The following is a 21,593-nucleotide window of genomic DNA, read 5'->3' as shown; positions in this document are numbered from 1 at the left end:
GTTAGTTGTCGGATTTTATTTCTGATTTTCGCATGGGCATACCATCAATAAGTGTAAAAACTTCCTCTAGTCGTAATGGGTAAGGTTGGCTTGATTTAATACTGCTATCTTTTCCGACTAACACATATCCGTTCAAATTTTTAGTGATGCTATTTGCTTTCTTTAAGGGTATTTCTTTTCTGTCTGTGTTGTAGAATTTACCATCCTTGTACAAAAAAAGGATAAGGTCCCTTTCTTTTATTTCTTTAGAATGGTTACGTAAAATTTTCAATGCAGCTTTGGTATGGATAGAATCAATTTGATTATCCGAAAGAATCAGAATTCTATTTTTCCACCTGTAGTCCGATAATTGTTGAGCAGTTAAGGAGGAACCTTGCATTATAAAAAGTAATAAGACTGTTTTTAAAACATTCATTAGTATGAATTTAAACAAAAAAAGCCATCTAATAAAAGATGGCTTTTTTACTTATCACTTTAATGTTACTATAATTTAGCAAACATTTTATGCATTTTCTCGCTTTCTTCTTCAGCCAATGTAGGATCAACTAAAATACGACCACTGTGTTCATCAGTAATAATTTTCTTTCTAGAAGCGATTTCAACTTGTACTTGTGGTGGAATAGTAAAGAAAGAACCACCTGAAGCACCTCTTTCAATTGGCACAACAGCCAAACCATTCTTAACATTATTACGAATACGTGCATATGCCTTAACCAAACGCTCTTCAATTTTATCTTGAAACTTGATTGATTCTTGTAACAACGCTTTTTCTTCTTTTTCAGTTTCAGCAAGAATAGCATTTAATTCGCTTTTCTTGTGCTTCAAGTGAGCATCACGTTCAGATAAACGTTCTTTCGTTTCTGAAATAACCGCTTTCTTCTGGTCAATTTGAGCTTTGAATTCTTTAATATTCTTATCAGCCAATTGAATTTCCAATTCTTGGAATTCCAATTCTTTACTAATTGAATTGAATTCTCTACTGTTACGAACATTTTTTTGTTGCTCGCCGTATTTTTTAATTAGAGTCTTTGCTTCTTCAATAAGATTTTTCTTAGCACCGATTTCGAAATTTATATTTTCTAGATCAGATTTAAGTTTGTCCATTCTCGTTTTTAGGCCAAGGACTTCATCTTCCAAATCTTCTACTTCTAAAGGTAGTTCACCACGAACATTCCTTATTTCATCAACTCTAGAATCAATTAATTGCAAATCATATAATGCTCTTAACTTTGCTTCTACAGAGGAATCTTCTTTTTTTGCCATATTAAAAATAATTGATGGGATTTGTTATACTTTCCGATAAATGGATTGCAAAATTAGGAATTTTTTTCGTAAGATAATCAACTAAAAGGTTTTTTGTAAACTGCTCAGTTTCAAAGTGTCCTATATCTGCCAAAACCATTTGGTTTTCAGCCTTGTAAAATTGATGATATTTAATGTCTGCAGTAATAAAAACATCCGCTCCCGCTGCTTTTGCTGCTCCAATGGCAAAAGCGCCACTACCACCCAAAACTGCAACTTTTTTAATAGGCTTATCCAATAATTTAGAATGTCTAACCACTGAAGTGTTCATTTTTAGCTTTAAATGATTTAAAAACTCAGTTTCTGTCACCTCTTTTTTTAATTCACCGATCATGCCCATACCAATATATTGGTTGGTATTGTCTAAGGTTTGAATGTCATACGCTACTTCTTCATATGGGTGAGTAGCGATTAAACTTTTAATAATAGCATGTTCAGTGTTCTTGTCAAAAACACAAGTTAACATTATCTCTTTTTCCGTATGCGTTTCTCCAACAGTACCCATTACTGGGTTGGCTTTGTCATTTGCTTTATATGTTCCTTTGCCTTCAGTAGAAAAACTACAGTTCGAATAATTTCCAATTTCACCTGCACCAGCATTAAAAAGAGCTTTTTTAACTTCTTCAACATTAGCGATGGGTATGTAGGTCGTTAATTTCTTTAAAGTGTTCTTTTGAGGTATTAATATTTTCGTTTCAGTAATACCCAATACCTCACAAATTTTGCCATTGACACCATGCCCTACATTGTCAAGAGCAGTATGCATAGAATATATTGCAATATTGTTTTGAATAGCTTTTATAACCACACGTTCTACATAATTTCTGCCCGTAATTTTCTTTAGTCCGCCAAAAATGATAGGGTGGAAACTAACGATTAGATTACACTTTTTTGCAATGGCTTCATCAACAACATTTTCTAAAGTGTCTAATGTGACTAAAATACCTGTTAATTGGGTAGATGAGTCACCAACAAGTAACCCGACGTTATCAAAATCTTCTGCATAGCCTAATGGAGCAAAGTCCTCTAGGATCTGTGTTATGGTGTTTATGGTCATTTTATTGAAAAATAAGGTATTCAAAGATAAATTATTATAATTTCGTACTGATGCAGGTGTTACGAAAACTTCTTTTTCCTATTTCTTTAGTATACGGTTTTATAGTGTTTTTGCGAAACCGTTGTTATGATTTAGGAATATTTACTTCTAAATCTTTTCAAACCAAAACAATCTGTGTTGGTAATTTAAGTGTAGGAGGAACTGGTAAAACTCCAATGATTGAGCTGCTAGTAAGGTCACTTCAAGAAAATTATCAAATAGCAATTTTAAGTAGGGGATATAAGAGAAGATCAAAAGGTTTTTTACTTGCCAACATTAATACTAATGTAGAGAATTTAGGGGATGAACCGTTTCAATTAAAGTCTAAGTTTCCAAAGGTTGAGGTTGCAGTAGATTCCGATAGAAGAAATGGTATCGCACAATTAGAACAGAAGGTGAGACCAGATGTAATTCTATTAGATGATGCTTTTCAGCATAGAAAAGTAAAGCCTGACTATTCGGTTCTACTAACTGCCTACGATAATCTCTTTATAAATGATTGGTACTTGCCAACAGGTGATTTAAGAGATACGAAAGGTGAAGCTCGTAGAGCAAATACTATAGTGGTTACAAAATGCCCTAAGAATTTATCGGTAACAGAAAGAAGCAAGATAAGGGATAAAATCAAACCCAACGAACATCAAAAAGTACTATTTAGCTATTTGGAATATAATAAGGAATTGAAGGGAATTAATATAAACCTCGCTCATCTGAAGAATAAAAAGGTGACGTTGGTGACCGGTATTGCCAACCCGGATCCATTAGAGAAATTTTTATTGGAAGAAGGACTCACCTTTGATCATATGAAGTTTAATGATCATCATTTTTTTACTGAACAGGAATTTGCTTTATTAAAGGAAAAAGAATGTATTCTTACTACTGAAAAAGATTATGTTCGGTTGAAATCTAGACTTACACAGTTATATTATATTGAAGTATCTCACCAATTTATGGGGGATGATAAAGAAATATTTGATGCCGAATTACATCAATTTATGACAGCGAATTCTTAGGTTTTTTATCAAAGATATTCTCGCCTATTTTTTGATAGAACACAGCTGGTTTAAAAGGTTTGGTAACCACATCATTACAACCAGCGGCATAAAAACTTTCTAAACTATCATCTAGTGAAATAGCAGTTAATGCAATGATTGGTGTGTCTTGATTGAACTTTCTGATTTCAATGGTAGCCTCTTCGCCACTAATGCCAGGCATATGTATATCCATTAGAATGGCATCATATACGTTTTCTTGAGCTAAGGCTATAGCTTCATGACCATTGTTTGCGATGTCGCTGGTCATTTCTTTTTTAGATAGCATCTTTTTAGTAATAACTTGATTGATTTTATTATCCTCAACAATCAAGAGGTGAAGGTTTTTAAAATCGTAATCACGCGGAGTAATTTCAAAAGAAAAATCTTCTGGAATATTATCTAGACTTTTCATTTCAATTTCAAAAAAGAAAGAACTTCCTTTTCCTAAAGTGCTATCGAGTTCTATTTTGCTATTGAACAATCCTAAAAGACTTTTTACAATTGTAAGTCCTAAACCAGTTCCTCCATATTCACGGTTTATTTGAATAGAACCTTGTTCAAATCCTTCAAAAATGCTTTTTTGCTTTTCTTTTGATATTCCAATACCGTTATCACTTACTTCAAAATAGATAGTTACATCATCGTCAACTTTATTTAGTAGTTTGGTGATAACCTTTACTTCGCCACCTTTGGTGAACTTGATAGAATTACCGATCAGGTTCATGAAAATTTGAGAAAGTTTCAATGGGTCACTTAATAAATGGCCAGGTATTTCTGCATCATACTCTAAGGTCAATTTAGTATGGTTAGACTTGGCACTTTGTGCCAATGAATTTATTACTTCATTAATAACCTTATAAAGGTTAAGTTCCATATTAAGGGGTTCTAATTTATTGGCATCAATTTTATTAATATGAAGTATATCATTAATAAAGTTCAATAAATAATCACCAGAAAATTTTAAAGCCTTTAAATGTTCTTTTTGATGTTCATGCGGGTCTTCCTCCAAAAGTAGGTGGGTAAGGCCTGTCACGGCATATAATGGTGTTCTAAGTTCATGGCTAACAGTAGAAAGAAAATTTGTCTTTGCTTCCATAGCTTGCACTGCGCCATCTCTTGCTATTTGCAGTTCTTTGTTTTTGGTTTGAAGTAAGTCGTTGGTTTTTAATTTGATTTGGTTGTTACGATATAAAGTAACTGCCAAAAGTGAGATGATAATTAAAAAGGCAGACGCTAAAATGGCTGTAAGTTCAGATCTATTTTGTGATTCTGTTAGTTCCTCAATTTTTTTATCTAATAGTGCTATTTGTTCAGTCTTAAAATCATCTTTTATCTTATCGGCAGTTTTAGCTTCAATCTTGTTCTTTTCAATATTGAAAATAGAGTCTTTTAATTGTACAAGATTTTGACTGTTCACTAAAGATTTTTGATACAAACCTAGCTCTTCATATACTATTGTTAAAAGTGCGTTTGCTAATTTTATATCTTCTAAAAAGCCATTTGTTTGAGCTACGGCTAATGCATTTTCTCCGTTCTTAGCAGACTCTGTTAAATTGTCGGTTTTTAAATTTAGCTCAGCAAGAGTTAAATATGCTTGAGTCGTCAAATATTCTTTCTCATGAATATCGGTATTTACAATAAGGGAATTTAAATTTTTCGTAGCACTATCAAATTTTTCTAAACTGATATAAACCTTAGCCTCAGTTAACAATAGATTATTATAGAAATTTCTATCATTATTGAGTTGTTTAGCCTCATTAAGCATGAATAGCGATTGAAAATTTCGATTACTTCGATGCAAGAGAATCGCTTCAATATATTTATGCATTGCATCTCCGTAAGGGTAGGCGACGTCTTTTAATAAAACACTGGCACGATCCCAATAGAATTCAGTATCCCCTTCTTTGTCTATTTTTAAGTAAAGTAACGCCAGCTCATGTAGACTATCAATTAGTGCTTTGATATCTTCATTTTTTTCAGCTTCATTAGCGGCTGTATTTAGGGTTTCTAACGCTAAATCTATTTTATCTTGATTCTTGAATTTTCTAGCTTGGTCAAAATACGATTGAATATCATTTTGGCTAACTGAATCTTGTGGAAATACGCAAGTGATAGTCGCCAGAATGAAAATGGGGACTATTAGGATTTTAATTGCTTTATTTAAGAATAATAGGTTCAAATATAATTTTTACTGTTCATGTAGTTAATCAAATCAATAATCCTACTGCTATAACCGGTTTCGTTATCGTACCAACCAATAATTTTCACCATTTTTCCTATTACAGAGGTCATTAAAGAATCAAACGTACAAGAATAGCAACTATTGTTTATATCTATAGAAACTATTGGATCATTGGTGAAGCACAATATATTTTTGAACTGATTTTTCGATGCTTTTTCAAATGTATCGTTTATTTCCTCAATAGTTGTAGTCCTTTTTACATTTAGGGTAATATCGGTTAGAGACCCATTGGGTACGGGCACTCTAATGCCACAACCACCAATAGAATCTGCTAGTTCAGGAAATATTCTGGTCAATGCTTTTGCTGCGCCTGTTGTTGTAGGTACAATAGATTGAGATGCTGCACGTGCTCTTCTTAAATCTCGATGGGGTTGATCATGTAAACTTTGATCGGTGGTATATGAATGTATTGTAGTAATATAAGCTTGTTCAATACCGCATAGGTCATTTATCACCTTAATCATCGGTGCAGCATTATTGGTGGTACATGATGCGTTTGATATGATGTCATCGTTAGTATCCAAAGTGTTTTCGTTAATACCAAAGACAATCATTTTTATATCATCTTCATTTGGTGGTACTGAGAGAATAACTTTTTTTGCCCCGTTTGTAATATGAAATGACAATGTTTCTCGGTCTTTAAACTTACCAGTACACTCTACAACTAAGTCAACATTAGTAGCAGACCAATTTATTTTAGAAGGATGAGTTTCGTTAGTTAATAGAATTGGCTTGTCATTAACTATAATATGCTTTTCATCATGACTAATATTATGAGGTGATGTACCGTGTATACTATCATATTTTAATAAATGAGAAAGCGTTCTTGTGTCTGCTAAATCATTAATGGCAACTACATTTAAGTGTTCTTGTTGTTGTAAGAGGCGGAATAGGGTTCTACCTATTCTTCCAAAACCATTAATGCCAATATTTATTTTTTGCATTGGTTAATTGTGGATATTAGTTATCACTTTAAAAAAGAATAATAGCAATAGATTCCAGAATTATATCTAAGAATATTAATAGCTAACAATAAGAATTAAAGAATGTGTTTATGCGCTTTGTAGGATGATCTTACCAAGGCACCACTTTCTACATGTCTAAATCCCATTTCTAGACCTATATCCTCATATTTTTTAAATTGCTCTGGAGTAATAAATTCTTTTACAGGTAAATGTTTCTTTGAAGGTTGAAGGTATTGACCAATAGTTACAACATCGACATTCACTTTTCTTAAATCGGCCAACGTAGTAATTACTTCATCTTCATGTTCACCCAAACCTAACATGATTCCAGATTTGGTTCTATTGATGCCTTGTTTTTTTAAGTAATTAAGTACCTCAAGACTACGCTCGTATTTTGCCTGAATACGCACTTCCCTAGTCAATCTTTTAACTGTTTCCATGTTGTGTGAAACAACTTCTGGGGCCACTTCTATAATTCTATCTAAATGCTTTTCAATACCTTGAAAATCAGGAATTAAAGTCTCTAGGGTAGTGGTTGGGTTCATTCTTCTAATGGCCTTTACCGTTTCTGCCCAAATAATGGAGCCCATGTCTTTTAAGTCATCTCTGTCAACAGAGGTGACAACTGCATGTTTAATGCCCATAATTTTTATAGAACGAGCTACTTTTTCAGGTTCTGCCCAATCAACATTTTCTGGTCTACCAGTTTTTACACCACAAAAACCACATGATCTAGTACAAACGTTTCCTAAAATCATGAAGGTAGCAGTTCCTTCGCCCCAGCATTCTCCCATATTTGGGCAACTACCACTGGTGCATATTGTATGAAGGTCATATTTATCGACCAACCCTCTTAACTGTGTGTATTTTTTACCTGTAGGTAATTTTACCCTAAGCCATTTCGGTTTACCTTTTGGTGGAGCAACATTTTCATTTAGGACTGTAGACATGCTAATATTTTAATACAAATATACGAACTAATAAAGTGTCTTTAAAGTAGAATAGTCTTTGAAAGAATTGGCTTTTAAAATGTGAAAAAGGAGAATATTGAATAGGAGTTTACTTTCTAGCTTTGATAATTTCAGAAAGTAATTTTTTAGCCCTAAGTAGCTTTACTTTAACGCTGTTCATAGGTTCGTTCAATTTAGCTGCAATATCTGCATAGCTCAACTCATTGAAATATCTAAGATTTATGACTGTTTGATAATGAGGCTTTAATTTCTTGATATCCCTCAATAAATCAGCTAAATTTTGTTCTTGAATCAACTGATCTTCCATGGAAGGAGTGACATCTAATGCACTGGTAATTGCCTCTACGCTGCTTCTAGAGTCTAACAGGCTTTTTTTGCGTTTACGAACCAAGTCAATATGAATGTTTTTAGATATGGTGATTAGCCAAGTTTTAAAAACATAATCATCATTGTAGGTATGTATTTTGTCAAACGCTTTAGAGAATGTTTGTATGGTAATATCTTCAGAGTCATTCTCGTTTTCAGTACGTTTTAATTGAAAGCCATAAACATCGTTCCAAAACATATCCAATAATCGACTAAAAGCAATTTGCTTGCCTTCTTTCGCTTTGAGTATTGTTTCTTCTAAATTGTCTACGTTATTCAAATAATGGTTTTGAGTTGAATAAATTCAATAAGATTGAATATATTTTATTCAGAAATTACATCTTTCTTACAATCTTGTTCGGCAGGTAATTTACCGCACATACCGCAAGCTTGTCCGTCTTGATTCAAAAAGGGGCTCTGACTTGCACAGGTTCCCGCAAACTCACCGTCTTTCTTAGACCAAATTTTAATTGCGATACCTGCAAATGCCAATGCCAATAAACCGATGGTTAAAAATAATAGTTTCATAAGCTAATTTTAAACAAAGATAAAAAATAAAGCCCCAAAATAGGGGCTTTAAGAATACTTTATGTTTGAAAAATTAGTAAGCTATATTCGCTACTATATTTTCTACATTTGGGGCATGATTGCCGCCTTTTTGTTCGATTGTGATATAACCAACAGCATTTTCGGCATAAGGTAATGCCATTAGTTTTTGTTGATCACCTGCTTCTTCAATGATACCTAGGTTAATCATTTTTCCGTTAACCTCTGCCCACATTTGAAAACATTGGCTTTCTGAAATGTGAGGTAGTTTGCTCACATTTATATAGGATAATTTCTTAACAGGATTTATGTAGGCAACAGCTTTTAAATCTTTTGCTTTTTGATTTCCCTTTACATTATACTTTTTTGTCTGTGGGTTGTTTAAAACAATAAATTGGTTTCGCACATCTTCCAACTGTTCTTTCATGTTTTCTTCAAGCAACTTTATCTTGTTGCTAACCACACTATTCTCTTCCTGTAAATTCTGATTTTGATTCCAGAAAAAAGTTGAAATCCCTGCAAACATAATAGCAGTAATACTTGCTGCAATAGCATAGCTGATGAATCTTTTTCTTCCACTTCGTTCAGATTTAATTCTTGAATGAATCTTATCTTTTAAACCTTGCGGTGCTTCTATAGCATATTGTTTAGCGAAAATCTCTAGATTATCCTGTAATTCTATATATGTTTCGCGCACTTCTGGGTACATCGCGATATATCGTTCAACTTGCATAGTTTCCAAATCGGTAGTAGCGCCTAATAGATATTGCTCTAATAAATCAGAATCTAGAAAAATTTTTATTTTGTCTTTCATAATACAATATTTAAGATCATGGCTATAAGTGCAGGACCATAGATTTTACCTAATTCGCGCAAACCTATTTTTAATCTAGATTTAATAGTTCCTAAGGGTATATCCAACTCATCACTTGCTTCCTGTTGGGTCATGCCTTGAAAGAAAAGCGCTTCTAAAACAATCTGATACTTATCTTCAATTTTGCTTAGGTGCTCTCTTACATCCATTAACTCTGGCCTTGTACTTTCTACGCCTAAAGTATATACGTCAGAAACATCTATTTGGATTTCCTTATCAGACTTTGTATTGACACTTCTTAACTTATCAATTGCTGTATTACGTGTAATTCTAAAAAGCCACGTAAACAGTTTTGCTTTTTTAGGGTCATAGGTGTCAGCCTTCTTCCAAATTTTTACAAAAGATTCTTGAACCACATCTTGAGCCAATTCTGGGTCACGTACGACTTTATTGGCGACACCTAATAGAGTGTCTGCATAATTATCATACAGAAGTGAAATCGCTTTTTCGTTTCGCTCTTGTAATAATTCAACGATATGATTTTCTAATAGAGTGCTCATAATTTAAAAGATGTACATATTTTTTTAAATGGACATCCAAATACTAAGATTGAAACGTATATGTTCAAACGCTAAATTATAAAATTGATTGTTAATGATGCGTTATCTGAAAATATATATCGAATAAGTGGTCGGCTGGTAACTGCCCACTTTGTTTTTGGTTGGTTTGGTTTGGTAATAACCCCTGTAATTTATTTTATAGGGGTTATTTTATTAGGTTAACCTCCGGACTGATAGTTATATTGAATTTCTTTTGGACCTCCTTAATAATTTTTGATGCAAGATCTAAAATATCCTTTCCTGTAGCCTTATCGTAGTTTACGAGAACCAATGCCTGCTTTTTGTGTACCCCGGCATCACCAAATCGTTTTCCTTTAAATCCACATTTTTCAATCAACCAACCAGCTGGAATTTTATAGATTGAATCTGAAATTTTATAAAAAGGCGCTTCAGGATGATTGGCTATAAACTCATTAAACACTTCTTTTGAAACCATCGGGTTTTTAAAAAAGCTACCACTATTGCCTAATTCTTTTGGGTCGGGTAGTTTACTCTTCCTTATGGTAATTATAGCGTTTGAAATATCTTTTATCGTAGGGTTTTTAATAGCCGTGCGCTCTAACTCTTCTTCAATTGCACCGTAACCAGAATTTATTTTATGGTTATTTTTTGTCAATGTAAAAGTGACGGAAGTGATAACAAATCTATCTTTTCCTTCATTTTTGAAATATGAATCACGATACCCAAATTTGCATTCTTCTTTAGTAAGGGTAATTAATTCTTGGTCTTCGATTCGAATAGCTTCACAGCTTACAAAGCTGTCTTTTAGTTCAACTCCATATGCACCAATGTTCTGTATAGGTGCAGTACCTGTATTACCTGGTATGAGCGACATATTCTCCAAACCTCCAAAGCCGTGATCAAGCGACCACATAACCATTTCGTGCCAGTTTTCGCCTGCCATTATTTCTATTTGAGCAGTATCAGGCGATTCTGAAATAATATTTTTTCCTTTTAGATTTACATGTATAAAAAGAGCATCGATAGTATCAGTAAGTAACATATTGCTGCCGCCACCAATAATTATCTTTCTGGGATATTCTTTATTGCCTAGAATAACACGTAAATCTTCTAATGTATTTATTTCCACAAAGTATTGCGCAGTCGCATCAATACCGAACGTATTATAATTTTTTAAAGAAAAATTGTTATGTATTATCATTAACCGTTATAGCTTTTTAGAGCTTCACCTAAAATATGTACGGCTCTTTTTAAACTGTCTTGGTCTAGAACATAAGCAATTCTAATTTGGTTCTTACCTAAACCTTCTGTAGCATAAAACCCAGCTGCAGGTGCAACCATTACAGTTTCATTATCGACTCTAAAATCTTCTAATAGCCATTGGGCGAAATGGTCTGCATCTTTAATAGGTAATTCTGCAATACAATAGAATGCCCCTTGAGGCCTAGCAATTTTTATCCCTTCAATTTTTTCTAGCTCTGCAATTAATATGTTTCTTCTAGCAACGTATTCAACTTTTACCTCTTCAAAATAACTATCAGGAGTGTCTAAAGCAGCTTCACTTGCAATTTGAGCATACGTAGGTGGTGAAAGTCTAGCTTGTGCAAATTTCAATGCTGTAGCTATAAATTCTTTATTTTTAGAAACTAGAAAACCAATTCGAGCTCCGCACATACTATATCGTTTAGAAACTGAATCAATGATAATAGCGTGATCATCTAATCCATCTTCCTTTAATATAGACGTATGAACTTTGTCATCATAAGTAAACTCTCTATATACCTCGTCAGCAACAAGAAAGATATCATGTTTTTTAACTAAAGATGCTAATTTTTGTATTTCTTCCCTACTATAAAGATAACCTGTAGGGTTTCCTGGATTACAAATTAGAATAGCTTTGGTTCTAGATGTAATTAATTTTTCAAAATCCTCAATAGGAGGAAGGGCAAAGTTATCTTCTATCTTTGATACTACCGGCACAACTTTTACACCACAAGCTGTTGCGAATCCGTTATAATTAGCATAAAAGGGTTCAGGAATAATAATTTCATCATTAGTGTCGGCAATAGTGTTCATTGCAAATGATAGTGCTTCAGAACCGCCAGTGGTTACAATAATATCAGAAGCGCTTACTGGAATGCTATTTTTCAAATAATATCCCGCAATTTTGTTTCTAAATTCTTCAGAACCTTCAGTTCGGCTATATTCAAGAACGTTAATGTTGTTGTTTTTTACCGCATCTAAAGCTTGTTGAGGTGTTTTTATATCTGGTTGACCAATATTCAGATGAATAACTTTTACTCCTTTCTTCTTTGCATTTTCTGCAAAGGGTACTAATTTTCTTATTGGAGATTGGGGCATGGTAAGCCCTTTGTTAGAAACAGATGGCATATGAATATTATTTTACACAAAAGTGATAAATGATAATGATTCATACAATTTTATTAGCTTTTATTTGATTTTTTGAACTAGTGTTAAAATTAGGTTTAGTAACGGTAAAATATGTATCTTAATGAGGTTAACTAATTCATTAAGATTATGTTACGTAAATTCTATATACTTTTTGCTGTTTTATTAATCTGTTTTTCTTTTTCGGGAATAGCGCAATCCTATCAATTACCTGCGGGCAAAAAATTTCATAAAGTGAAGTTTCAGCTTATTAATAATTTAATGATAATACCAATAGAGGTGAATGGAACTGAACTTTCGTTCGTCTTAGATTCTGGTGTAGGCACGCCAATTTTATTCAATTTATCTGATCAAGATTCCATACAACTTAATAATGTTACAGAAATAATTATAAATGGTTTGGGCGAAGGAGACCCCATAAATGCATTAAAATCAACGGGTAATTTTGTGAAGCTTGGTAATGTTAAGAATGTTTCTCAAAACATATATGTTGTAATGGATGCTGGTATAAACTTCTCGCCAAGCTTAGGTATTCCTGTGCATGGTATTATAGGATATGACCTGTTTCGTGATTTTGTAGTTGACATTAATTATATAAACCAATCTATCAAGTTTTATGACCCCAAAGAGTATAAGTATAAAACGTCGAAGAACACTCGAGTGGTCGATATGTCTATAATTAGAAAAAAAGCATATTTAGATGCTAGTGTTATGATTAACGATACAGAAGAACTACCTGTAAAAATGTTGATGGATACAGGAAGTAGTGATGCCGTTTGGCTTTTTGAGGATGAACGAATACAATTGCCCGAAAAGTACTATACTGATTTTTTAGGGAAAGGGCTTGCGGGTAATATTTATGGAAAGCGAACCAAAATTCATCACCTGAAAATTTCAGATTTTATATTGAGTGATGCAAAGGCAGCTTTTCCTGATATGGAAACCTTTACTACTATAAAAGATTTTGGTGGAAGAAACGGAAGTTTGGGGGGTGAGGTTTTAAAGCGCTTTAATGTAGTTTTTGACTATGCAAATGAGAAAATTATTTTGAAAAAAAATTCCAATTTTGGTAAGCTTTTTCAATACAATATTAGTGGTATAGATTTACAACATGCTGGTATACGTTATGTTTCGGAGAGAATAGCAGACTCAAATGGGGTGGTTTATAATAATGAAAAGACCTATGGTGATGTTCAGATAATTTTACAAGGGGCAACGAGGTTAAGTCTTGTGCCTGAAATAATTGTGTCTGGTATACGACAAGGTAGTCCGGCACACTCAGCTGGGTTAAGAGAAGGCGATGTCATCTTAGCGGTAAATGGAAAACCAATTCACCGATATAAGTTGCAAGAAATTATGCAGATGATTAATAATAAGAAGGATAAGAAAGTAAAAGTATTGGTAGAGCGTTATAACAATGATTTACTATTCAGTTTTATTTTAAAACCACTGTTCGAGTAAAAAGTAGTAATAAAAAAAGCCCAACTATAAAGTTGGGCTTTTAAATATCTAGGAATAAACTTTTATTTGGTACCGGTACCTAAAACTTCTCCTTTTATTTTTAAAACCTTTGTTGGAGTATCAGCATTAGATATTACAGTAATCGCTTTACGAATAGGACCTACTCGGTTAGTATCATACTTTACCTGAATTTCGCCGGTTTTACCTGGTAAAATTGGATTTTCGGGTTTTTTAGGAATTGTACAACCACAACTTGAACTAACTTTACTAACTATAAGTGGGGCTGTTCCTGTATTTGTAAATTCAAAAACTCTTACACCGTCTGAACCTTTGGCAATTTCGCCATAATCAACTGTCTCTGATTTAAACTCAATTTTCGCTGCCGCATCTTGTGCAGTTAAGCTAAATCCAAGCAAACCAATAAATAATACAAGTACTATTTTTTTCATCATTTTTAATTTTGGGTAGACTTCAAAATTAAATCTTTTCAGATCAACCTCAAAATCCTTTTGTTATACTCTAACGTTACTTATTTTTGTTTCGTATTTATGTTTGGGTGAAATTGGCTGAAATGACCGTTAGAATGTCAATTCGGCTTTATTTTTAATAACCCATTTTATTATTATTCAAAAACTGTTCCAAATATGGAAATTCCTTCAAAATATAATCCGCAGTCTACAGAAACGCATTGGTATGAGTACTGGATGAAAAACGGATACTTTCATTCCGTACCAGATGAAAGAGAGCCTTATAGCATTGTAATACCTCCGCCAAACGTTACGGGAATATTGCATATGGGGCATATGCTGAACAATACTATACAAGATGTATTGATTAGAAGAGCTCGTTTATTAGGTAAAAATGCATGTTGGGTGCCAGGTACTGATCACGCATCGATAGCAACAGAGGCTAAAGTTGTTGCAAAACTGAAAGAACAGGGTATCAATAAAAATGACCTTACTCGTGATGAATTTTTAAAACATGCTTGGGATTGGACACATGAATACGGTGGTATAATTCTAGAACAGTTGAAAAAACTAGGTTGTTCTTGCGATTGGGATCGTACTGCTTTTACAATGGATCAAGAGCGCTATGATAGTGTAATTAAGGTGTTTATTGACTTATATAATAAAGGATTGATTTATCGTGGTTATCGCATGGTAAATTGGGATCCAGAGGCTTTGACTACCTTATCTGATGAGGAGGTTATATATGAAGAAAGGCAAGGTCTCTTGTATTACTTGGCTTATGAAATTGAAGGTTCTGACGAAAAAGTTACCATTGCAACCACAAGGCCAGAAACAATTTTGGGTGATACCGCTATTTGTATTAATCCGAATGATGAACGATTTACACATCTAAAAGGTAAGAAAGTAATTGTGCCTATTTGTAATAGGGTAATACCGATTATCGAAGATGAATATGTTGATATGGAATTTGGTACTGGATGTTTAAAAGTGACTCCTGCGCATGACATAAATGACAAAGCTCTAGGTGAAAAACATAATTTAGAAGCCATCGATATATTTAATGACAATGCGACATTGAATAGTTTTGGTCTGCATTATGAAGGTAAAGACCGTTTTGTAGTTAGAAAGGAAATTTCCAAAGAATTAGAGGAAAAGGGATTTTTGGTAAAAACAGAGACCCATATTAATAAAGTTGGTACTTCTGAACGTACCAAAGCTGTAATAGAGCCTAAGTTGTCTGACCAATGGTTCTTAAAAATGGAAGATTTGGCCAAACCTGCTTTAGAAGCGGTTATGGAAAGTGGAGATGTTAAATTGTATCCAAAGAAATTTGAGAATACATACCGTCATTGGATGGAGAATGTTCGAGATTGGAATATTTCAAGACAACTGTGGTGGGGTCAACAGATACCGGCATTTTACTTTGGTGATGGTCAAGAAGATTTTGTCGTAGCTGCTAATGAAGTGGAAGCACTTGAACTCGCTAAGAAAAAATCTGGTAATTCTAATTTACAAGTAAGTGACTTAAGACAAGATTCTGATGTGTTAGATACATGGTTCTCATCTTGGTTATGGCCAATAAGTGTTTTTGGAGGTATTTTAGAACCGGATAATGAAGAAGTTAATTATTACTACCCAACGAATGATTTAGTTACAGGTCCGGATATCTTATTTTTCTGGGTAGCTAGAATGATTGTTGCTGGATATGAATTTAGAGGGGAACGACCTTTTGAAAATGTTTATTTCACCGGACTAGTGCGAGATAAGCAAAGAAGAAAAATGTCTAAATCTCTAGGTAATTCACCAGATGCTTTAAAACTTATTGAGGATTATGGTGCAGACGGTGTTAGAGTAGGTTTATTATTAAGTTCTGCTGCGGGTAATGATTTAATGTTCGATGAAGACCTTTGTCAACAAGGTAAAAATTTCGCTAATAAAATTTGGAACGGATTTAGATTATTGAAAGGTTGGGAAGTGGCAGACATTCCTCAACCAGAAGCATCAAAACTTGGTTTACAATGGTATGAGGCGAAATTGAATAAGACCCTGATAGAAATTGAAGACCATTTTAATAAGTTTCGTATTTCAGATGCTTTAATGTCTATTTACAAGTTGGTTTGGGATGACTATAGTTCTTGGTTATTAGAGATTATTAAGCCAGCATACCAACAACCGATAGATAAAACAACCTTTAATAAAGTGATTCAATTGTTCGAACAGAACTTAAAATTGTTGCATCCCTTTATGCCATTTTTGACAGAAGAGGTTTGGCAGCATATATCTGAGAGAAATACAAGTGAGGCATTAGTTATTGCCAAATGGCCAACGGCAGGTAAGGTTGATGAAGAATTAATAGGGCAGTTCGAGTTTGCTGCTGAGGTTATAGCAGGAGTTCGTACAATTAGAAAGAATAAAAATATTCCGATGAAAGAATCATTAGAGCTTTCTGTCTTAAATACTGAGGAGGTAGATAAGAATTGGGATGTTGTAATTTCTAAGTTGACGAATGTTTCTGGAATCACCTATTTAAAAGAGCAATTAGAAGGTGCGTTAACATTTAGGGTAAAAAGTAACGAATACTTTGTGCCTATGGATGGAGCTATAGATATTGAGGCTGAAATCTTGAAAATAAAAGAAGAGCTAAAGTATACAAAAGGCTTTTTAATGTCAGTACAGAAAAAACTATCGAATGAGCGATTTGTAAGTAATGCACCTGAGAAAGTTATTTCAATAGAGCGTCAAAAGCTTGCAGATGCAGAAGCTAAAATTGAAACTTTAGAAAAGAGTTTAGCTAGTTTAGGTTAGTTTTTCTTTTAGATTAAATTATAGAAGCTTCATTCCTATTTAATTGGGAATGAGGCTTCTTCATTTTGTAATGAGAACTTAATATCCGATAGATTTTGTATATTTAAGTTAGAACATAATTTATAAGATTATGAAGCCACTACGTAAAGAAGAAATTAAGCAAGAAGTATTTGATTTATATGACGCATATGCGCATAATAAGATTGAAAGGCGTGATTTTGTACAAAAACTTTCGGTGTACGCAGTAGGAGGTATAACTGTCGCGTCTTTGATGAGTTTTATGATGCCTAATTATGAGGATACATTTTTAGTAGAGAAAACTAATCCCGATTTAGATTCTGAGTTTATAACCTATAATTCTCCTAAAGGTGGCGGTGATATTAAAGCATTATTATCCAAACCAAAATCAGCAAAAGGTAAATTACCAGGCATTGTGGTGGTTCATGAAAATAGAGGACTAAACCCTTATGTAGAAGACACCGCTAGAAGTGCTGCGCTATCCGGGTTTATTACCATAGCGCCCGATGCTTTGAGTCCTTTAGGAGGATACCCAGGAAATGATGATGAGGGTAGGGAAATGCAACGAACCCGTGATAGAGATGAAATGTTAGAAGATTTTATTGCTGCTTTTGAATATTTAAAGAATAACAAAGATTGTAATGGTAAAATAGGTGTAGTAGGCTTTTGTTTTGGAGGGTGGATTTCTAATATGATGGCTGTGAAAGTTCCTGACCTATCTGCAGCTGTACCATTCTATGGCGGTCAACCGACTGAGAATATAGCAGATATAAATGCACCATTGATGTTGCAGTATGCTGGTTTAGATGAACGCGTAAATGCTGGGTGGCCTGAATATGAAAAGATGCTAAAAGAGCATAATAAAAAATATATTGCATTTTTCTATCCAGACGTTAACCATGGTTTTCATAATACGTCAACACCACGATATGATAAGGAATCTGCAGAATTAGCTTGGTCGCGTACACTAAATTTTTTCAAAGAAAATTTAGTGTAAAACATTGATTATGAGTTTATTTTTATCATAATATTGAGACTGTTACAGAGATATTGAGTTATTATTACTTTTATTTGAGTCAATCAAAATGGTGTAATACTGTTAATTTTAACATATAAACAATCTAAAAAACACATTATGAGAAGTCTTTTATGGTTAGTAGCAGTTATATGTATAGTTATTTGGTTACTTGGTATGCTAGGTATTGTTCCTGGCCTTGCAACTGGTAGTTTAATACATATTTTATTGGTAATAGCAGTTATTGTTATTCTATACAATATAATTTCAGGTAAGAAGGTATTGTAGGTAAATGAACCTAAAACCAATAATGAATAAAATATATACCCTTGAATTTTATCAAGGGTTTTTTTATACCTCTTAATCAATGTATGAGTTGTTAATACTGAATTGAGTTTTAAGTAATTGCAGTTTAAAATATTACCTTTAATACTATGATAAGACCATATGTACTTGCAGAAACGAATTGGGATAGTTTAAAAGATGAACGGTTCGACTTGGCGGTGTTGCCATGGGGAGCAACAGAGGCGCATAATTATCACCTTCCTTATGGCACAGACAATTATCAAGCACAGAGTATAGTCGAAACTTCAGCTAAGCTATCATGGGAAAAAGGGAAAAAGGTAATTGTTTTACCAACAATTCCTTTTGGTGTTAATACAGGGCAGAAAGATATATATCTTGATATGAACCTAAACCCTTCAACACAATTAGCAATACTTAAAGATATTGTGACTGTATTAAATAGACAGGGTATTTATAAGTTATTAATTTTTAACGGACATGGAGGTAATAATTTTAAGCCTCTTGTTAGAGAATTAGGTTTGATATTTCCTAAAATGTTCATTAGCTTTTGTTTTTTTCCGCCAATGTTGGATAAATCAAAATATTTCAAGGAAAAAGGTGACCATGCCGATGAGATGGAAACAAGTCTTATGCTTTATTTAAGGCCAGATTTGGTATTGAAAAAAGAGAAGTGGGGTAGTGGTGATGAAAAGAAATTTAAGATTAAGGCATTTAACGAGGGCTGGGTCTGGGCAGAACGACAGTGGTCTAAAGTGAGTAGTGATACAGGAATTGGTAATCCTGAGTTTGCAACAACTGAAAAAGGTGAGCGATTTTTTAATGATATTTGTGAAAAATTGGAAGAGCTTTACTGTTCATTATGTGATGCTGATTTGAATGATTTATATCATTGATTGAAACTCTTTTGATGATTATTTAAAGGAATTAGGGTTTCAGATAAATTATCATTTTGTAATCTTTTTAAATTGATGTCTAACTCAAGTTTTAAAGAAAATAAGGCGCTCAGAATAATTATGTTCTTAAAAATATACTGACCAGCCAATGTAAATACTAATTCATCTTTACCGAATATCTCTTGTGGTAAAAGGAATAAGGGGGTAAATGTAAAAATAATATGTACAATAGCTAGATAGATAAAGAATCTTGGTTTCCAATTCAATATCAAGAAGAGACCAATTATTGTTTCGCCTAATGCCAGGATTATTAATCCGAATTGAGTAGGTAACAGACCTAGCGTAAGTATGCTAATAGTATTAGTGGCTAAATCTTCAGCGGGACTAAAATGTGGAATAAACTTAATAAAGCCAAAAATCAGATAGACTGCACCAATAGAAATACGTAAAATGTTGTATTTTATTTTTACTAATCGTTTCATTGAAGGTTAATCATTTATTTAATATATGCGGAGATTAATTCATTTTGGCTAAAATGTTAAATCTAAATCGTACCGAATTATTGATATGGAGAGGTTAGTAACGGTAATTATTTCAACTCTTTAGAAACCAATTCAATATAGAATTTCATAGCCTCTTTTTTTTTCATATTCTTAGCCTGAAATAATGCATTTGCCTTAAAAGCATTGATTAAAGGAGTTTTGCTGCCAGGGTTGTCAAAATTAGAATTTGCAATTTTATAGTATGCATAGAGTTTTAGAAGCACATCTGCTGGTATAGGCTCGGTATAACTATTTACATAAGTTACGGCCTCCTCAAATTTAATATGTGATTTCTTCTTTTTCATTTGGATCAACAAAAGTAGCTATACAGGTACCGGCACCTTTTACCTTTTGGTTTAGTTTTACATTTATTTGACAATCTAAAGGTAAGAATAAGTCAACTCTAGACCCAAATTTTATAAATCCTGAATCGTCGCCCTGTTGCACGCTTTCACCTTTCTCGGCATAATTGACAATTCGCCTTGCCATGGCACCAGCTATTTGGCGATATAATATTTCACCAAACTTAGGAGTTTTAATAACTACAGTAGTCCTTTCATTTTCTTCACTCGATTTAGGGTGCCAAGCTACTAAAAATTTTCCAGGATGATATTTTGAAAAAGTAATACTACCGCTGGCAGGATATCTAGTAACATGTACGTTTACAGGTGACATGAAGATAGAAACTTGTTTTCTTTTATCTTTAAAAAATTCATTTTCAAAAACTTCTTCAATAACAACTACCTTACCATCTACAGGAGAGAGAATTTCATTAAAGTTCTTTACTGCTATTCTTTTAGGGTTTCTAAAAAACTGAAGAATTGTTATCAAAACAACTAAACCAATGAGTTGAACAGTTAATTTTAACCATGAAATATCAATGAAAAAATGAGCTAAGATTACGCTGATTCCTACTAAACAAAAAGAAAACAAGATGATTTTTTGTCCTTCTCTATGAAACATAACTGAATATATTTAAAGTTAAATATGCAAATGGTGCTGCAAATACTAAGCTATCTAAACGGTCTAGCATACCACCATGTCCTGGCAAGATAGCACCACTATCTTTAACACCTGCAGCTCTTTTGAATTTTGATTCTATTAAATCACCTAAACTACCGGCAATGACAATGACTGTTGCCAATATCATCCATTGTACAGGACTAATTAGTTCTTCTTGTGTAGCAATCAAATATGCCGCCCCAAGTGCAAAAACAAATCCTCCAACGGTTCCTTCAATGGTTTTTTTAGGAGAAACTGATGGAAATAATTTAGTTCTACCTATACTTTTACCTACTAAGTATGCAAATGAGTCATTTACCCATATTAAAATAAATATTCCCATGATAAGAAGTTTTGCAAAAGCATCGTTCTTATAAGGTATCATGGTAAGAAATATGCATCCACCTCCAATATAAAACAAGCCTATTAAAAACTTCTTTAGTTTATTCAACTTTATAGGCTTTTTAGAAAACAGGTTTACAAGTAGATAAACATCAACTATAATGGTGATGACCATTAAAATATTTATTACTTGCTGATCCTTTACTAAATAGATGAATACCCACCAAAGTGCCAGATATGCAGCGAATATGTGATATCCCCTTAGTCCTACAAGTTTTTTGTATTCATACAAACAAGCTAGGCCAAAGGTCATAAATAAGAAATCGAAAGCATCGGAGCTAAGGAAAACTGCAGACAATAATAAAATGATATAGACAGCCCCTGTTAATGACCTTCTTAAAATTTCTTTCATA

23 protein-coding genes are annotated in these 21,593 nt (G+C 33.3%); 6 read left to right on the top strand and 17 right to left on the bottom strand.

From position 1 onward, the window contains the following. Position 1 precedes the first annotated feature (1 nt). From AAC084_RS17840 to AAC084_RS17830, 3 genes are all read right to left on the bottom strand, one after another. The gene (locus AAC084_RS17840) at positions 2-415 is read right to left on the bottom strand and encodes a DUF4174 domain-containing protein (protein WP_339841603.1); all 414 of its coding nucleotides are present in this window, start codon (positions 413-415) and stop codon (positions 2-4) included. 68 nt (positions 416-483) lie between these two features. Next, on the bottom strand, positions 484-1,263 hold the full coding sequence (locus AAC084_RS17835; RefSeq protein WP_339841602.1) for a C4-type zinc ribbon domain-containing protein: 780 nt from the start codon (positions 1,261-1,263) through the stop codon (positions 484-486). Position 1,264: 1 nt separating this feature from the next. Further along, positions 1,265-2,359, bottom strand: coding sequence for a Nif3-like dinuclear metal center hexameric protein (locus AAC084_RS17830; RefSeq protein WP_339841625.1), 1,095 nt, complete (start codon positions 2,357-2,359; stop codon positions 1,265-1,267). Between the two features lie 50 nt (positions 2,360-2,409). On the opposite strand from AAC084_RS17830, the gene lpxK reads away from it, so the two are divergent. Next, on the top strand, positions 2,410-3,411 hold the full coding sequence (lpxK, locus tag AAC084_RS17825) for a tetraacyldisaccharide 4'-kinase (RefSeq protein ID WP_339841601.1): 1,002 nt from the start codon (positions 2,410-2,412) through the stop codon (positions 3,409-3,411). On the opposite strand, the gene AAC084_RS17820 is transcribed toward lpxK, so the two are convergent. From AAC084_RS17820 to AAC084_RS17780, 9 genes are all read right to left on the bottom strand, one after another. Further along, complete coding sequence (locus tag AAC084_RS17820; RefSeq protein ID WP_339841599.1) at positions 3,392-5,611, bottom strand: ATP-binding protein; 2,220 nt, start codon at positions 5,609-5,611, stop codon at positions 3,392-3,394. The genes lpxK and AAC084_RS17820 overlap by 20 nt on opposite strands. Then, positions 5,608-6,618 (bottom strand): type I glyceraldehyde-3-phosphate dehydrogenase, encoded by a 1,011-nt coding sequence (gene gap / locus AAC084_RS17815; RefSeq protein WP_339841598.1) that lies wholly within the window; start codon positions 6,616-6,618, stop codon positions 5,608-5,610. The genes AAC084_RS17820 and gap overlap by 4 nt, the downstream gene beginning before the upstream one ends. A 95-nt stretch (positions 6,619-6,713) precedes the next feature. Next, on the bottom strand, positions 6,714-7,589 hold the full coding sequence (gene lipA, locus AAC084_RS17810; protein WP_339841597.1) for a lipoyl synthase: 876 nt from the start codon (positions 7,587-7,589) through the stop codon (positions 6,714-6,716). Between the two features lie 109 nt (positions 7,590-7,698). After that, on the bottom strand, positions 7,699-8,256 hold the full coding sequence (locus AAC084_RS17805) for a sigma-70 family RNA polymerase sigma factor (RefSeq protein WP_339841596.1): 558 nt from the start codon (positions 8,254-8,256) through the stop codon (positions 7,699-7,701). A gap of 44 nt (positions 8,257-8,300) precedes the next feature. Beyond that, positions 8,301-8,504: a membrane or secreted protein gene (locus AAC084_RS17800; RefSeq protein WP_339841595.1), complete on the bottom strand. Its 204-nt coding sequence runs from the start codon at positions 8,502-8,504 to the stop codon at positions 8,301-8,303. Between the two features lie 73 nt (positions 8,505-8,577). Then, on the bottom strand, positions 8,578-9,336 hold the full coding sequence (locus tag AAC084_RS17795) for an anti-sigma factor (protein ID WP_339841594.1): 759 nt from the start codon (positions 9,334-9,336) through the stop codon (positions 8,578-8,580). Then, positions 9,333-9,896 (bottom strand): sigma-70 family RNA polymerase sigma factor, encoded by a 564-nt coding sequence (locus tag AAC084_RS17790; RefSeq protein WP_339841593.1) that lies wholly within the window; start codon positions 9,894-9,896, stop codon positions 9,333-9,335. The genes AAC084_RS17795 and AAC084_RS17790 overlap by 4 nt, the downstream gene beginning before the upstream one ends. A gap of 205 nt (positions 9,897-10,101) precedes the next feature. After that, positions 10,102-11,118, bottom strand: coding sequence for a UDP-N-acetylmuramate dehydrogenase (gene murB, locus AAC084_RS17785; RefSeq protein ID WP_339841592.1), 1,017 nt, complete (start codon positions 11,116-11,118; stop codon positions 10,102-10,104). After that, positions 11,118-12,308 (bottom strand): pyridoxal phosphate-dependent aminotransferase, encoded by a 1,191-nt coding sequence (locus tag AAC084_RS17780; RefSeq protein WP_339841591.1) that lies wholly within the window; start codon positions 12,306-12,308, stop codon positions 11,118-11,120. The genes murB and AAC084_RS17780 overlap by 1 nt, the downstream gene beginning before the upstream one ends. 147 nt (positions 12,309-12,455) lie before the next feature. On the opposite strand from AAC084_RS17780, the gene AAC084_RS17775 reads away from it, so the two are divergent. Continuing rightward, the gene (locus AAC084_RS17775) at positions 12,456-13,787 is read left to right on the top strand and encodes a PDZ domain-containing protein (RefSeq protein WP_339841590.1); all 1,332 of its coding nucleotides are present in this window, start codon (positions 12,456-12,458) and stop codon (positions 13,785-13,787) included. A gap of 62 nt (positions 13,788-13,849) precedes the next feature. Here the strand turns inward: AAC084_RS17775 and AAC084_RS17770 are convergent, their stop codons facing one another. Further along, positions 13,850-14,239, bottom strand: a complete 390-nt coding sequence (locus AAC084_RS17770; RefSeq protein WP_339841589.1) for a DUF1573 domain-containing protein — start codon at positions 14,237-14,239, stop codon at positions 13,850-13,852. A gap of 192 nt (positions 14,240-14,431) precedes the next feature. Here AAC084_RS17770 and AAC084_RS17765 point away from each other — a divergent pair, with 192 nt between their 5' ends. From AAC084_RS17765 to AAC084_RS17750, 4 genes are all read left to right on the top strand, one after another. After that, a complete protein-coding gene (locus AAC084_RS17765) occupies positions 14,432-17,062 on the top strand; it encodes a valine--tRNA ligase (protein ID WP_339841588.1) in 2,631 nt (876 codons plus the stop codon). A gap of 130 nt (positions 17,063-17,192) precedes the next feature. After that, the gene (locus AAC084_RS17760; RefSeq protein WP_339841587.1) at positions 17,193-18,077 is read left to right on the top strand and encodes a dienelactone hydrolase family protein; all 885 of its coding nucleotides are present in this window, start codon (positions 17,193-17,195) and stop codon (positions 18,075-18,077) included. A 138-nt stretch (positions 18,078-18,215) separates the two neighbouring features. Further along, positions 18,216-18,383, top strand: coding sequence for a lmo0937 family membrane protein (locus AAC084_RS17755; RefSeq protein WP_339841586.1), 168 nt, complete (start codon positions 18,216-18,218; stop codon positions 18,381-18,383). Positions 18,384-18,529: 146 nt separating this feature from the next. After that, on the top strand, positions 18,530-19,294 hold the full coding sequence (locus tag AAC084_RS17750) for a creatininase family protein (protein WP_339841585.1): 765 nt from the start codon (positions 18,530-18,532) through the stop codon (positions 19,292-19,294). Here the strand turns inward: AAC084_RS17750 and AAC084_RS17745 are convergent. From AAC084_RS17745 to AAC084_RS17730, 4 genes are all read right to left on the bottom strand, one after another. After that, positions 19,288-19,776, bottom strand: coding sequence for a hypothetical protein (locus AAC084_RS17745; protein ID WP_339841584.1), 489 nt, complete (start codon positions 19,774-19,776; stop codon positions 19,288-19,290). The genes AAC084_RS17750 and AAC084_RS17745 overlap by 7 nt on opposite strands. A gap of 107 nt (positions 19,777-19,883) precedes the next feature. Then, positions 19,884-20,141 (bottom strand): acyl-CoA-binding protein, encoded by a 258-nt coding sequence (locus tag AAC084_RS17740; RefSeq protein WP_339841583.1) that lies wholly within the window; start codon positions 20,139-20,141, stop codon positions 19,884-19,886. Next, on the bottom strand, positions 20,116-20,799 hold the full coding sequence (locus AAC084_RS17735; protein ID WP_339841582.1) for a phosphatidylserine decarboxylase family protein: 684 nt from the start codon (positions 20,797-20,799) through the stop codon (positions 20,116-20,118). The genes AAC084_RS17740 and AAC084_RS17735 overlap by 26 nt, the downstream gene beginning before the upstream one ends. Next, positions 20,789-21,592: a phosphatidate cytidylyltransferase gene (locus tag AAC084_RS17730; protein WP_339841580.1), complete on the bottom strand. Its 804-nt coding sequence runs from the start codon at positions 21,590-21,592 to the stop codon at positions 20,789-20,791. Before AAC084_RS17730 ends, AAC084_RS17735 begins: the two co-directional genes overlap by 11 nt. Position 21,593: the final 1 nt, after the last annotated feature.

The organism is uncultured Maribacter sp., from assembly GCF_963977385.1.
Classification (GTDB): domain Bacteria; phylum Bacteroidota; class Bacteroidia; order Flavobacteriales; family Flavobacteriaceae; genus Maribacter.
This window is presented reverse-complemented; position numbering and strand designations above follow the sequence as displayed.

What these genes read in the sequence shown, in the direction of transcription:
- AAC084_RS17840 (WP_339841603.1), bottom strand. Translation starts at nt 415, where the DNA reads ATGAATGTTTTAAAAACAGTCTTATTACTTTTTATAATGCAAGGTTCC.
- AAC084_RS17835 (WP_339841602.1), bottom strand. Translation starts at nt 1,263, where the DNA reads ATGGCAAAAAAAGAAGATTCCTCTGTAGAAGCAAAGTTAAGAGCATTA.
- AAC084_RS17830 (WP_339841625.1), bottom strand. Translation starts at nt 2,359, where the DNA reads ATGACCATAAACACCATAACACAGATCCTAGAGGACTTTGCTCCATTA.
- lpxK (WP_339841601.1), top strand. Translation starts at nt 2,410, where the DNA reads ATGCAGGTGTTACGAAAACTTCTTTTTCCTATTTCTTTAGTATACGGT.
- gap (WP_339841598.1), bottom strand. Translation starts at nt 6,618, where the DNA reads ATGCAAAAAATAAATATTGGCATTAATGGTTTTGGAAGAATAGGTAGA.
- lipA (WP_339841597.1), bottom strand. Translation starts at nt 7,589, where the DNA reads ATGTCTACAGTCCTAAATGAAAATGTTGCTCCACCAAAAGGTAAACCG.
- AAC084_RS17800 (WP_339841595.1), bottom strand. Translation starts at nt 8,504, where the DNA reads ATGAAACTATTATTTTTAACCATCGGTTTATTGGCATTGGCATTTGCA.
- AAC084_RS17795 (WP_339841594.1), bottom strand. Translation starts at nt 9,336, where the DNA reads ATGAAAGACAAAATAAAAATTTTTCTAGATTCTGATTTATTAGAGCAA.
- AAC084_RS17790 (WP_339841593.1), bottom strand. Translation starts at nt 9,896, where the DNA reads ATGAGCACTCTATTAGAAAATCATATCGTTGAATTATTACAAGAGCGA.
- murB (WP_339841592.1), bottom strand. Translation starts at nt 11,118, where the DNA reads ATGATAATACATAACAATTTTTCTTTAAAAAATTATAATACGTTCGGT.
- AAC084_RS17780 (WP_339841591.1), bottom strand. Translation starts at nt 12,308, where the DNA reads ATGCCATCTGTTTCTAACAAAGGGCTTACCATGCCCCAATCTCCAATA.
- AAC084_RS17775 (WP_339841590.1), top strand. Translation starts at nt 12,456, where the DNA reads ATGTTACGTAAATTCTATATACTTTTTGCTGTTTTATTAATCTGTTTT.
- AAC084_RS17770 (WP_339841589.1), bottom strand. Translation starts at nt 14,239, where the DNA reads ATGATGAAAAAAATAGTACTTGTATTATTTATTGGTTTGCTTGGATTT.
- AAC084_RS17765 (WP_339841588.1), top strand. Translation starts at nt 14,432, where the DNA reads ATGGAAATTCCTTCAAAATATAATCCGCAGTCTACAGAAACGCATTGG.
- AAC084_RS17760 (WP_339841587.1), top strand. Translation starts at nt 17,193, where the DNA reads ATGAAGCCACTACGTAAAGAAGAAATTAAGCAAGAAGTATTTGATTTA.
- AAC084_RS17755 (WP_339841586.1), top strand. Translation starts at nt 18,216, where the DNA reads ATGAGAAGTCTTTTATGGTTAGTAGCAGTTATATGTATAGTTATTTGG.
- AAC084_RS17750 (WP_339841585.1), top strand. Translation starts at nt 18,530, where the DNA reads ATGATAAGACCATATGTACTTGCAGAAACGAATTGGGATAGTTTAAAA.
- AAC084_RS17745 (WP_339841584.1), bottom strand. Translation starts at nt 19,776, where the DNA reads ATGAAACGATTAGTAAAAATAAAATACAACATTTTACGTATTTCTATT.
- AAC084_RS17740 (WP_339841583.1), bottom strand. Translation starts at nt 20,141, where the DNA reads ATGAAAAAGAAGAAATCACATATTAAATTTGAGGAGGCCGTAACTTAT.
- AAC084_RS17735 (WP_339841582.1), bottom strand. Translation starts at nt 20,799, where the DNA reads ATGTTTCATAGAGAAGGACAAAAAATCATCTTGTTTTCTTTTTGTTTA.
- AAC084_RS17730 (WP_339841580.1), bottom strand. Translation starts at nt 21,592, where the DNA reads ATGAAAGAAATTTTAAGAAGGTCATTAACAGGGGCTGTCTATATCATT.